Below are 13,522 nucleotides of genomic sequence, written 5' to 3'. Positions count from 1 at the left end.
TACTGTTTTTTTATCCAGTGAATATTTGCACAAATCGCACTCTATGTAATACTGACCCTACTTGGTATTACAGTAGACTTTATCGGATGGACAACATTGAAGTACGTGGGGCGCGTACCCACAACCTGAAAAACATTAATCTAACGATTCCCCGTGACAAACTGATTGTGATCACCGGTCTTTCCGGCTCTGGGAAATCTTCGCTGGCGTTCGATACCCTTTATGCTGAGGGGCAACGTCGTTATGTCGAATCGTTATCCGCTTATGCTCGGCAATTTCTCTCATTGATGGAGAAACCCGATGTTGATCATATTGAAGGCTTATCCCCTGCTATCTCGATTGAACAAAAATCCACCTCGCATAACCCTCGCTCTACTGTCGGTACCATTACCGAAGTGTATGATTATCTACGTCTACTCTATGCACGAGTTGGCGAGCCGCGTTGCCCTGAACATCAAGTCCCATTAACGGCACAAACCATCAGTCAGATGGTCGATAAGGTGCTCGAAATGCCGGAAGGCAGTAAATTGATGCTGCTTGCGCCTATCATTAAAGAGCGTAAAGGTGAACACGTTAAAACGCTGGAAAATCTCGCTGCGCAAGGTTTTATTCGTGCCCGAATTGACGGCGAAACCTGTGATCTTTCCGATCCACCAACGTTAGAACTGCATAAAAAACACACCATTGAAGTGGTGGTGGATCGGTTTAAGGTACGCAGCGATCTTCAACAACGCTTAGCCGAATCGTTCGAAACTGCCTTAGAGCTTTCGGGAGGGATTGTCGTCATCGCGCCGATGGATCAACCGGGTGAAGAACAAATATTTTCCGCTAACTTCGCTTGTCCGCACTGTGGATATAGCATGCGTGAGTTAGAACCACGAATGTTCTCATTTAATAATCCAGCAGGCGCTTGCCCAACGTGTGATGGTTTAGGGGTGCAGCAGTATTTTGACCCAAGCCGAGTGATCGAAGATGCTAATTTAAGTTTAGCGCAAGGTGCCATCCGTGGTTGGGACCAGAAAAACTATTACTATTTTCAAATGCTGAATGCGTTAGCAGAACACTACGATTTTGATCTCCATCGCCCATTTAATCAACTACCCAAACGCATTCAAGAAGTTGTATTACATGGCTCAGGACGAAGTGAAATCGAGTTTAAATACATCAATGATCGCGGCGACATTCGCGTTAAACGCCATCCTTTTGAAGGTATTTTGCATAATTTAGAACGCCGCTATCGTGATACCGAATCGAACTCCGTGCGTGAAGAACTGGTGAAATACATCTCAACCAAACCTTGCAGCAGCTGTAACGGCACTCGCTTACGTTTGGAATCTCGCCATGTGTTTATCAATAACACCACTCTGCCAGAGATCGTTGAGTTAAGTATCGCCGACGCCTTAGACTTTTTTGCCACTATGCAGCTCGAAGGTCAGCGAGCACAAATTGCTGACAAGGTCATGAAAGAGATTAATGACCGTTTGCAGTTTTTAGTCAACGTCGGGCTCAATTATCTAAATTTATCACGCAGTGCCGAAACGCTCTCTGGCGGTGAAGCACAGCGTATTCGCTTAGCCAGTCAAATTGGTGCTGGACTGGTTGGCGTGATGTATGTACTGGATGAACCATCGATTGGTTTACATCAACGAGACAATGAACGATTACTGAAAACCCTGACTCATTTACGTGATTTAGGTAATACCGTGCTGGTTGTCGAGCATGATGAAGATGCCATTCGTATGGCGGATCATGTGATTGATATCGGCCCCGGTGCTGGTGTACATGGTGGGACCATCGTTGCTGAAGGCCATGTAGAGCAGATCATCGCTAATCCACATTCATTGACCGGCCAATATCTCAGTGGAGCCAAGAAGATTGCCATTCCGACTCAGCGAGTGCCTCGTGATCCGAATAAAACGGTCGAGCTGCTTGGTGCGTCTGGCAATAACCTAAAAAGTGTCGATCTTTCTTTGCCTGTCGGGCTCTTTACCTGCGTCACTGGTGTTTCTGGCTCTGGTAAGTCAACGTTAATCAACGATACTTTCTTCAGCATTGCCCATACTGCTTTAAATGGCGCGACGACAGCAACACCAGCGCCTTATAAGGCGATTAAAGGTCTTGAACATTTTGATAAGGTTATCGATATTGATCAAAGCCCAATCGGTAGAACACCACGTTCTAACCCCGCGACCTATACTGGTATTTTTACGCCTATCCGTGAGCTGTTTGCTGGCACTCAAGAATCTCGTTCTCGAGGTTATAAGCCCGGCCGTTTCAGTTTTAACGTCCGTGGCGGGCGCTGTGAGGCGTGTCAGGGAGATGGGGTTATCAAAGTTGAGATGCATTTCCTACCCGATGTTTATGTGCCTTGTGATGCATGTAAGGGCAAACGCTATAACCGTGAAACCTTAGAAGTCCATTACAAGGGCAAAAGCATTGATGAAGTATTGCAAATGACCATCGAAGAAGCCCATGCGTTTTTTGAGCCTGTCCCTGTGATTGCACGTAAGCTGCAAACGCTGATCGATGTCGGTTTATCCTATATTCGCTTGGGCCAATCAGCCACAACTCTATCCGGAGGTGAAGCACAACGCGTTAAGCTTGCGCGTGAGTTATCCAAACGTGATACCGGTAAAACACTCTATATTCTTGATGAACCGACTACTGGACTCCATTTCCATGATATTCAGCAATTGCTGATCGTGCTACATCGCTTGCGTGATCGCGGCAATACCGTCGTCGTTATCGAACACAACCTTGATGTGATTAAAACGGCTGACTGGATCGTCGATTTGGGTCCAGAAGGTGGGCAAGGGGGTGGGCTAATTATTGCCGAAGGTACCCCAGAAGAGGTCGCACAAGTCGCAGGCTCACATACTGCACGCTTTTTAAAACCACTGCTCATTCAATAAGGCTATATTGCCGCGCGAAAAAACGCTAAAGTAACGCAACCAGTCACTTATGACTGGTTGCGTTTCAAAAAATAATGGATTGATGTTCAACAATAGATTGTGAGATTTATGGCGACTTTGCTACTCAGCGGCACTCAACTGCAACCGACTGTTCCAAAAGCCCCTTTAAATAAGGCTTTCCTGATTGCCCTTGGCGCTGTTTATTTGCTTGCGATGCATTTCTTTATGCCTAATCCAGGTGGTGCAGGATTAGCCTTATCGTTTAACCCCACGACATGGATAGCCGTCAGTATCACCATCGCCATCGGTTGGTATCAAATTGCCCTCAACCAAAGCCTGCGTTATTCAAAATTAACGGTCGTGTTTTTTGTCAGTTGCTGCATTTTAAGCACACCACTCTTGTATGGAAACGCTTATCTCACTGGTGCTATCGGACGGTTAACGGGGTTATGGGCTGGCTTAGCGCTGTTCATCTGCTTACAACAGTTCTATTTGAGCAATAAGCATAAACAGCGCTTACTATGGTATATCTTGCTGGCGGTTCTTATTCAGGCATCATTTGGGCTGTATCAATACTTACTGTTAAGCCCCAATAACTGGTTTGGTTATAATACGTTAGCTAATCGTCCCTACGGTATTTTCCAACAACCGAATGTGATGGCGAGTTTTATGGCAACGGGATTGATCGTATCAGGCTATTTATTGGCTCGCCAACCTAAAAAATATGACACCAAACTGTTTGAAATTGGTCTGCTCTATCTTACACCGCTGCTAACTCTGCCTTTGTTAGTCGTGTTAGCGTCACGTACTGGCTGGTTATCTGCCGTGTTAGGAACGATGATGATTTTACCTTATCTTTATCGTTTTGCTCCGCGTCGCCGATTGGTTTACTGGATCAGCGCCAGTCTTAGCGGTGTGTTACTGGGGTTTGTGGCCATGTACAGCCAGAGCACCAGCGATATGGTGACCAGTAAAGCGGACCTTGATAGCCCAAGACGCTATACCTTTCCACAAACCGTAGACATGTTGATTGAAAAGCCGTTTACCGGTTATGGCTATGGGAATTTTGAAACCGAATATTTGCTGTACACTGCCCGCCAACATCAACTGAACCCTAATTATCCTGCAGGATTACCTGCTATGGATCATCCACATAATGAACTGCTTTTTTGGGGCGTCGAAGGCGGACTATTACCCCTACTGGGAATTGCGATTGCTGCTGGGTTTGTATTACTGAAAATCCGGACAGCGAAAAAAGGGACTCGCCTCGCTATGCTTGCACTTCTCGTGCCGATTGTTGTGCATAGTCAATTGGAGTACCCGTTTTATCACTCAGCCATTCACTGGATTAGCTTTATCGTTCTGCTGTATTGGATTGATCAGCGAGTTACCCGATATCGCACCTTCTCTTTTAGCCATCTCAGTGGTTCATTACTACGCATCCTGAGCTTAGTACTACCGATTATCACTAGCCTATATATGTTAACGTCACTGCACAGTAATTATGTGCTTACTCAATTCGAAAAATCGAATCCACCCAATCCCGATATTTTATATAAGGTCACCAATCCATTGGTATGGCGAGATCGTTTCGACTGGAATATTTACAGCACCTACCTCAATCTAGGCTTGCATCAACAACGAACTGACTACATCCAGCCTTATATCGATTGGTCATTATCGGTTATTCAGCATAAACCAAGACCCGCTTTTTATCGTAACCTCATCTTGGCTTATCAAGGCTTAGGCGATGAGAGCCGAGCGGCGCAAATCCGTTCAGAAGCGGAGTTCCTCTTCCCGACGCTCGATTTCACGCCGCCGAGTTCTTCTTTTCCGTCATCGGACAGCACCATCGTTCCGGCGTCTAGTGAGTGATGATGCTTAACCAGCAACGATACGCCTTTCCAACAACACGTGTCGTCAAAAGAGGCTAAGAATCCCCTAACCAGACAATAAACATTCATCAATGAATTAGGGGAATACCGCCGTTTAACACGTCATCGATACGGCGTTATCGCTGTAAGGCAAGTCCGTCTTGCAACGCTTTCAGACATAAGGCGATGTTTTCTGGGCGCGCCGCGTATCCCATCAACCCAATTCGCCATGCTTTACCTGCTAATGCTCCTAATCCAGCACCTATCTCTAAGTTGTAATGATTAAGCAAATAGTCACGCAGAGCTGCATCATCTACGCCTTGAGGAATATACACCGTATTCAGTTGCGGTAGACGACTGGCTTCATCAACCACAAAGGTTAATCCCAGCGCCTCTAAACCTTGTTTCAATATATTGTGCATTCGGCGATGGCGATCCCACGCGTTGTCTAGTCCCTCTTGTTGCAGTAGCAGTAACGCTTCGTGTAAAGCGTACAAGCTATTCACAGGCGCCGTATGGTGGTAACTGCGTTTGCTTGCCCCACTCCAATACCCGAGTACTAAGCTTTGGTCTAGGAACCAACTTTGAATCGGTGTGGTACGCGCGTGTATTTTATCAATCGCAGCGGGAGAAAAAGTTAATGGTGATAAACCGGGCACACAAGATAGGCATTTCTGACTTCCAGAATACACCGCATCCAGTTGCCACTCATCGACCAATAGCGGTACACCACCAAGCGATGTCACGGCATCCACGATTGTCAACATGCCATACTGTTTTGCTAATTGACTGAGGGCTTGCGCATCACTGCAAGCACCCGTTGAGGTCTCGGCATGTACAAAAGCCAAAATTTTCGCATCGCTGTGTTCAGCTAACGTAGCGGCCACTTTTTCGATTGAAACTGGCTTTCCCCACTCATCATCAATCACAACCACTTGTCCGCCACAGCGAACGGCATTTTCTCGCATTCGCTCGCCAAACACCCCATTACGACAGACAATCACTTTGTCACCAGGTTCGACTAAATTGACAAAACAGGCCTCCATACCCGCACTCCCTGGCGCTGAAACCGCAATCGTGAATTCGTTTTGAGTTTGAAAGGCATATTGTAGTAACTGCTTCAGTTCATCCATCATGCGAATAAATAATGGATCCAGATGACCAACGGTCGGTCGGCTTAAGGCCTGTAATACTTGCGGTGAAATATCTGAAGGTCCAGGCCCCATCAAGATCCGACGAGGTGGAATAAAACTGCTAATAGCCATAATTGCTCCTTGCTTTTTCGATGACGTGAATGGTTGAGGTTAATGCAAATCATCTCCCACCACAATCCGACCGAAGTCTAGGGGTCCAACCACTTTCACATTCTGATCATTTTTATTTGCATGAGTAGCAACATTTGCAATTGACATTAATCAAACAAAACCGTTCAATGAATGCGCTATCTATACCGAAGAGACTTAACCTAACAACACCACGTTAAATCTTGACGGTATAGCAGAAGAGGAGCACTGCCCAGGCAGATCATTTGTGGAGCCTCAACTCCAATACAAACGATTCATGGGGAGCAGTGCCGAGGTAAAACAAAGGTGAGGCTTTGATTTACCGGTTGCATGGGCTGAATCCCTGTGACTGTCATCAGACGAGACTGATGAAGAGCTTCTGAGGACATTGCTTAACCGTTATCCCTCTTTATTTGCTCTCAGTTCACACTCTTCAAAACATTGGACGTTGGATTACCAACTATTTTTTATTTATAGGAAGTCTTGGGAGACATGCTGTGAACGCATTCAATGTCGCTAAATTTGGCGGAACAAGTGTTGCTAATTTTCAAGCGATGAGCGGCTGTGCCGCGATCATCGAAAATAATCCTGCTACTAAGTTAGTGGTGATCAGTGCCTGTTCAGGGGTAACCAATCTACTGGTTGAATTGGCAAACGGAGTACAAGATAGCCAACAGCGAGCGATGATTATTCAGCAATTAGCGGATATTCACTACACGATTATCGAGTCTTTAACCGCACCGAAAACGGTCTGTGCTGAGATAGAAACCATTTTAGACACGGTACGCCGAGCCGCAGAGGCCGCCGCGTTTGAAGTCAGTAAAAAGTTAACCGACCATCTTGTGGCTTGTGGCGAGTTAATGTCCACTTATTTACTTACCCAAATCCTTCGTGAACGTGGCGTCGATGCCGTACGCTTTGATGCTCGTCAAGTGATGCGTACTGATGATCACTATGGCCGAGCCGAACCACAGCTGGCCGCCGTACAATCTTTAGTGACTGAAAAATTACATCCACTGTGCCAACAACACGTCGTGGTTACTCAAGGTTTTATTGGTGCCGATCAAGAAGGCAATACCACGACCCTTGGTCGAGGAGGCAGTGATTATTCAGCGGCATTATTTGCCGAAGCAATCCAAGCCTGTGGCCTAGAAATTTGGACCGATGTACCGGGTATTTACACCACCGATCCACGGATTGTTGCCAAAGCCGCTCCAATTTCCGAAATCAGTTTTAGTGAAGCATCAGAAATGGCCAATTTTGGCGCTAAAATTCTTCATCCCTCAACATTAGTGCCTGCGATTCGTCATGGTATTCCTGTTTTTGTGGGCTCGTCCAAAGCACCACAAGAGGGAGGCACTTGGATTCGTCAACAAGTCGATAGTACGCCACTGTTTCGAGCACTTGCACTGCGCTGTAATCAAACCATGGTAACGCTACGCAGTGCTAACATGTTTCATGCTTATGGTTTTTTAGCCAAAGTGTTTGAGATTTTGGCAAAACATAAGATTTCTGTAGATCTGATCACGACTTCAGAAATTAGTGTATCGCTAACCTTAGATAAAACCGATACGTCAGGCGGCAATCCTGAATTACCACAACACGTTCGCCAAGAGTTAGAGGCTTTATGTACGGTAGAAGTCGAACACGATCTCTGCTTAGTCGCGCTGATTGGTAACAAAATGAAAGATAGGCCCGGCTACGCCAAACAGGTCTTCGGTGTGTTGGATGAATTTAATCTACGTATGATTTGTTATGGTGCCAGCGCCCATAATCTCTGCTTTTTAGTCAATAGCCACGTCTCTAAATCGGTCATTCAAAAGCTGCATCAAGAGTTATTTGAATAACACTAAACTCAAACAAGCAGGTCGTCATAATGCGACCTGCCTATTTGGAGTGTTAACCATTAATATTGGGGCCAAGCCACTTTTCGGCGGTTAATTTATCCCAACCTTTACGCTCAGCATAACTTTGAACTTGATCTTCTTGGATCTGAGCTATGGCAAAATAACGTGAATCTGGATGAGAAAAATACCATCCCGATACCGATGACCCCGGCCACATCGCGTAACTACTGGTTAACGACATGCCTATATTTTCTTCAACCGATAGCAATTGCCATAGCGTGCCTTTTTCAGTGTGCTCAGGACAAGCCGGATAACCGGGTGCCGGGCGAATACCCTGATACTTTTCGCGGATCAAATCATCACAAGCCAGATCTTCCTCTACCGCATAGCCCCAGATTTCTTTACGCACTCGCTCATGTAAGTACTCAGCAAAGGCTTCCGCGAGACGATCCGCCACCGCTTGAATCATGATCGCATTATAATCATCCCCTTGTGCTTTATAAGCATCGGCAAGCTCCCTTTCTCCAATCCCACCCGTCACGGCAAAAGCGCCAATCCAATCTCGCTTAGCTGACGATTTCGGAGCAATGTAATCGGCAAGACAATAGTTCGCCCCTTTCGGTTTTTCAGTCTGTTGGCGTAAATGGTGTAAAACATGCACAACCTCAGTGCGTGTTTCATCGGCATAGACCTCAATATCATCACCCACACTGGCAGCAGGAAACAAACCACAAATACCTTTCGCTTGCAGTAATCCTTCTCGCTCCACTCTATCTAAGAGTGTATTAGCATCGTGAAATAAACGCTGTGCTTCTTCACCGACTTCTTCGTGCTGCAAAATGGCTGGGTATTTACCCATCAAAGACCACGTCATAAAGAAAGGGGTCCAATCGATATACTGGCGTAATACGGCAATTGAGCAATTATCAAAGACATGGATACCAGGTTTAGCTGGCGTTGGCGGTGTATAGGTTTGCCAATCAATAGCGACTTTATTAGCACGCGCTTTATCTAAACTGATCGGGCGAGTTTTCGGGGTTTTTCGCGCATGCTGCTCTCTGGTACGTTGATAGTCGAGATCCAACTTTTCAACAAATGCGGGCCGTAATTCATCCGATAACAAAGCGCTGCACACTCCAACCGCACGTGACGCGTTATTCACATAGACGACAGGATGACGATAATTTTGTTCAATTTTGACTGCGGTATGCGCCTTAGAGGTTGTCGCGCCACCAATCAATAACGGTAAACTAAAACCTTGTCGCTCCATCTCTTTAGCAACATGGACCATTTCATCTAGTGAAGGCGTAATCAAACCAGACAAACCAATAATATCCACTTGCTGCTCTTTGGCGACTTTCAGGATTTGCTCACACGGTACCATTACGCCAAGATCTATAATTTCGTAGTTATTACACTGCAGTACCACACCAACAATATTTTTACCGATGTCGTGTACATCGCCCTTCACCGTCGCGAGTAAAATTTTTCCATTAGCAGAACTGGCCTGTTTGAGCGCATTAATATACGGCTCAAGGTAAGCCACCGCCTGTTTCATCACTCGCGCCGATTTAACCACCTGAGGTAAAAACATTTTACCTTCACCAAATAAATCACCAACAACGTTCATACCATCCATCAACGGACCTTCAATCACATCCAGTGGTCTTGCTGATTGCTGGCGAGCTTCCTCAGTATCTTCAATAATAAATTCCGTAATTCCTTTCACCAAAGCGTGCTCTAAACGCTTTGCTACTGGCCAACTACGCCACTCGAGTAAGGCCGGATCATCAACTTTACCAACCGCATTGTCACGGTACTGCTCTGCCATCTCAAGTAAGCGCTCCGTGGCATCAGGGCGGCGATTTAAAACCACATCTTCTACTGCTTCACGCAAGCTGACTGGCACATTGTCATAAATTTCCAACTGACCTGCATTAACGATACCCATATCCATACCGTGCTTGAAACAGTGATAGAGGAATACGGCATGAATCGCCTCTCGAACGTAGTTGTTGCCTCGAAATGAAAAAGAAACGTTAGATACCCCACCGGAAATCATCGCATAAGGTAAGCCGCGTTTGATGTCCGCAATCGCTTCAATAAAATCGACCGCATAGTTATTGTGTTCATCAATTCCAGTGGCAATCGCAAAAATATTGGGGTCAAAGATAATATCTTCCGGAGGAAAACCGACTTCATCGACTAAGATGCGATACGCATTGCTGCAGATCTCTACTTTACGCTCACGGGTATCCGCTTGACCCACTTCATCAAATGCCATCACAATCACGGCCGCGCCATAACGGCGAACCAGCTTTGCTTGTTCAATAAATTTCGCTTTACCTTCTTTTAAAGAGATAGAGTTAACAATCCCTTTACCTTGAATGCACTTTAGCCCCGCTTCAATGACTTCCCACTTCGACGAGTCAACCATGATCGGTACTTTAGAAATCTCAGGTTCGGAAGCACATAACTGTAAAAAACGCACCATACAGGCTTTGGCATCGAGCATGCCTTCATCCATATTGATATCGATGATTTGTGCGCCATTAGCCACTTGCTCACGCGCCACGTCTAACGCTTCATCGTACAACTCTTCACGAATAAGACGCTTAAAACGTGCTGAACCGGTGACATTAGTCCGCTCTCCGACATTAACAAACAATGTTTCCTTGGCAATTGTGAGTGGCTCTAAGCCAGAGAGACGACAAGCAACGTTAAGCTCAGGTAAACGACGAGGTGCCACGCCTTCGACCGCTTTAGCCATCGCAGCAATGTGCTCAGGCGTCGTACCACAGCAACCGCCCACCATATTCAAAAATCCGGCTTGTGCCCATTCAGCAATATGCTCCGCCATCTCTTCGGGACCGAGATCATAGTCACCAAAGGCATTCGGTAAGCCAGCATTAGGATGAGCAGAGACATAGCTTTCTGATATTCGCGATAATTCAGCGACGTATGGGCGCAGCTCATCGGGACCAAGCGCACAGTTAAGACCAAAAGAGAGTGGTCGAACATGGCGCAGAGAATGATAGAAGGCTTCCGTTGTCTGACCTGAAAGGGTTCTTCCGGACGCATCGGTGATCGTGCCTGAAATCATTACAGGTAATGCGTAACCTAATTCATCAAAGATACCATCAACCGCAAAAGCACAGGCTTTCGCATTAAGCGTATCAAATACCGTTTCAATCATGATCAAATCGCACCCGCCTTCAATCAAGGCTCGCGTCGATTCTGAATAGGCGTCAACCAATTGATCAAAGCTGACATTGCGGTAACCGGGATCATTTACATCGGGCGAGATCGAGCAAGTTCGGTTAGTCGGACCGAGTACACCCGCAACATAGCGTGGTTTATCGGGCGTTTTTTCAGTCCATTCATCGGCGACTTGGCGTGCGAGTTGCGCAGCAGCATAATTAATTTCTGCGCTTAATGACTGCATATCGTAATCGGCCATCGCAATGGTGGTCGAGTTGAAAGTATTCGTTTCTAAAATATCAGCGCCAGCGGCTAAATAAGCATGATGGATCGCTTTGATCAATGATGGTTGAGATAGAACCAAGAGATCATTATTACCTTTAAGATCACAATGCCAATCAGCAAACCTGTTACCTCGGTAGTCTTGCTCTTGTAACTGATAACTCTGAATCATGGTGCCCATACCACCATCAATCAGTAAAATTCTGTGTTTGAGTTGCTGCTCAATTTGCTTGGATACCTGACTTCCCACTGTAAAACCTCACTCCCTTGTATTTATTCCTCATCCTATCACAGTTTAGTTAGAAATCTAGACGTCTAAAAACCAGATTAATGACATCGAAAATCCTGCAATTAACAAAACCTAATTGTTAGAAAATGTTTGCTATTTGTTATCGATACAACGAAAATTTTAATTACACCTTGTTACATAATGAGAAAGAGAATGTCGGTCTACTACACCCTATGCTTTTTATCTGCCGCGGCGATGATGATTGCTTTTATCAACAGTAAAATAATCAAGATGCAAACCACCATTGCTATTACCGCTGGTTCAATGATGCTTTCGATATTGATCATCATTGCCGGACAAAATGATTGGTTTTATCTCGCACAAATTGCCACTGATACTGTGACGAGAATTAATTTTGAAAGCTTTTTGTTAAAAGGCATATTAGGGTTTCTGCTATTTGCAGGCGGCTTGGGGATCAAACTACCCAATCTAAAAGAACAAAAGTGGGAGATTACCGTACTTGCTCTAGGAGCAACACTCTTCTCTACCTTCTTCATCGGCCTGGTGTTGTATGCCTTTTGTCAGTTTATTGGTATTCAACTTGACCTGATTTATTGTTTACTGTTTGGCTCCCTTATCTCCCCCACGGACCCGATTGCCGTACTTGCGATTGTAAAAAAACTCAATGCACCCAAGCGTATTTCGACCCAAATTGAAGGAGAATCGTTATTTAATGACGGCTTCGGATTGGTTATTTTTGTCACGCTATTCACGATCGCTTTTGGTCATGAAACACCAACGATTGGCAGCGTTACTGTACTGTTTGCTCAAGAAGCATTAGGCGGAATTGCTTACGGCTTTTTACTTGGCCTACTCTTTCATTACTTGATCAGTGCTACTGATGACCATTCTATGGAGCTCTTACTCACTATCGGTATCCCAACCGCAGGGTATGTTTTTGCTGATGTTATCCATGTTTCCGGTCCCTTAGCGATGGTAGTGTCTGGCATTATGATCGGTAACTGGACACGTTTTATCGGTTTTTCTAAAGAGAGTGAAGAGCACTTAGATCATTTCTGGGAGCTCGTAGATGAATTTTTAAATGGCGTATTATTTTTATTGATCGGTATGTCAATGTTGCTATTTGAATTTCATCAAGAAGATTGGATTCTAATGGCCTTTGCCATTCCACTCGTACTATGTGGACGCTATCTGAGTGTGTGGATATCTTATTTGGGCTTTAAACGCTTTCGTCATTACAACCCATGGTCAGTGAGAATTCTGACTTGGGGAGGATTACGAGGTGGATTGGCGTTAGCCATGGCGCTATCTATCCCAGCTGGGGTAATGGTCATTCCAGATAAATTAATTGATGTGAAAGAATTGGTAATGGTGATGACTTATGCTGTGGTTGTATTTTCCATCTTAGTGCAAGGTTCTACCATTACTCCAATGATTGAAAAAGCGAAGCAGGCCGAGCCAGACAACACTAAAGACTGAGATGAAAATAGCCCTATAAGTTGATCGTTATAGGGCTATTTTATGCCTTATTTTCCCGTTTTATATGCCAATGTTGTGTTCTAATAAGTAAATAACAGAAAATAAAAGAGCCTTAACATTGCTGTTAAGGCTTACGATTTGCTATTAACACCCAACATACGCATCTTTTGGCGATTAGCGGGATCCGCGGCTTTGGAAGCTACCGAAATTAAAAATATTGTACCTAGATCAAAAAAGGTCTTAGTCAAACGACTAAGACCTTTTGTATCTGGCAGGGGTGGAGAGATTCGAACTCCCAACACGCGGATTTGGAATCCGCTGCTCTACCAATTGGAGCTACACCCCTAAATAATCTTACAACTAAAGCCTTGCTGTTTAGCAAAGCTCTTTATCA

The 13,522-nt window shown here is 45.2% G+C and carries 6 protein-coding genes, 1 tRNA gene and 1 riboswitch; of the genes, 4 read left to right on the top strand and 3 right to left on the bottom strand.

Annotated features, from left to right (window positions below; translation table 11 throughout):
* Positions 1-86 precede the first annotated feature (86 nt).
* Both uvrA and FKN88_RS06145 read left to right on the top strand, forming a co-directional pair.
* Positions 87-2,912 (top strand): excinuclease ABC subunit UvrA, encoded by a 2,826-nt coding sequence (gene uvrA / locus FKN88_RS06150; RefSeq protein ID WP_154169292.1) that lies wholly within the window; start codon positions 87-89, stop codon positions 2,910-2,912.
* Between the two features lie 108 nt (positions 2,913-3,020).
* Positions 3,021-4,787 carry a PglL family O-oligosaccharyltransferase gene (locus tag FKN88_RS06145; protein WP_154169294.1) on the top strand — a complete coding sequence of 589 codons (1,767 nt, stop codon included), beginning with the start codon at positions 3,021-3,023 and terminating at the stop codon, positions 4,785-4,787.
* Positions 4,788-4,923: 136 nt separating this feature from the next.
* On the opposite strand, the gene FKN88_RS06140 is transcribed toward FKN88_RS06145, so the two are convergent.
* Positions 4,924-6,051, bottom strand: a complete 1,128-nt coding sequence (locus tag FKN88_RS06140; protein WP_154169296.1) for an alanine--glyoxylate aminotransferase family protein — start codon at positions 6,049-6,051, stop codon at positions 4,924-4,926.
* 228 nt (positions 6,052-6,279) lie between these two features.
* Positions 6,280-6,456, top strand: a riboswitch (Lysine riboswitch).
* Between the two features lie 110 nt (positions 6,457-6,566).
* Between FKN88_RS06140 and lysC the strand changes: the two genes are divergently transcribed.
* Positions 6,567-7,916, top strand: a complete 1,350-nt coding sequence (lysC, locus tag FKN88_RS06135; protein WP_154169298.1) for a lysine-sensitive aspartokinase 3 — start codon at positions 6,567-6,569, stop codon at positions 7,914-7,916.
* Between the two features lie 52 nt (positions 7,917-7,968).
* Here lysC and metH read toward each other — a convergent pair whose 3' ends face one another.
* Positions 7,969-11,649 carry a methionine synthase gene (gene metH / locus FKN88_RS06130; protein ID WP_154169300.1) on the bottom strand — a complete coding sequence of 1,227 codons (3,681 nt, stop codon included), beginning with the start codon at positions 11,647-11,649 and terminating at the stop codon, positions 7,969-7,971.
* Positions 11,650-11,841: 192 nt separating this feature from the next.
* On the opposite strand from metH, the gene FKN88_RS06125 reads away from it, so the two are divergent.
* Positions 11,842-13,128, top strand: coding sequence for a sodium:proton antiporter (locus FKN88_RS06125; protein WP_154169302.1), 1,287 nt, complete (start codon positions 11,842-11,844; stop codon positions 13,126-13,128).
* 269 nt (positions 13,129-13,397) lie between these two features.
* Here FKN88_RS06125 and FKN88_RS06120 read toward each other — a convergent pair.
* Positions 13,398-13,474, bottom strand: a tRNA-Trp gene (locus FKN88_RS06120).
* Positions 13,475-13,522: the final 48 nt, after the last annotated feature.

It is taken from the genome of Vibrio sp. 2017_1457_13, assembly GCF_030851525.1.
In the GTDB taxonomy this organism is placed as follows: domain Bacteria; phylum Pseudomonadota; class Gammaproteobacteria; order Enterobacterales; family Vibrionaceae; genus Vibrio; species Vibrio metschnikovii.
Note: the sequence above shows the minus strand (reverse complement) of the source record. Positions and strands in the feature narration are given on the sequence as shown.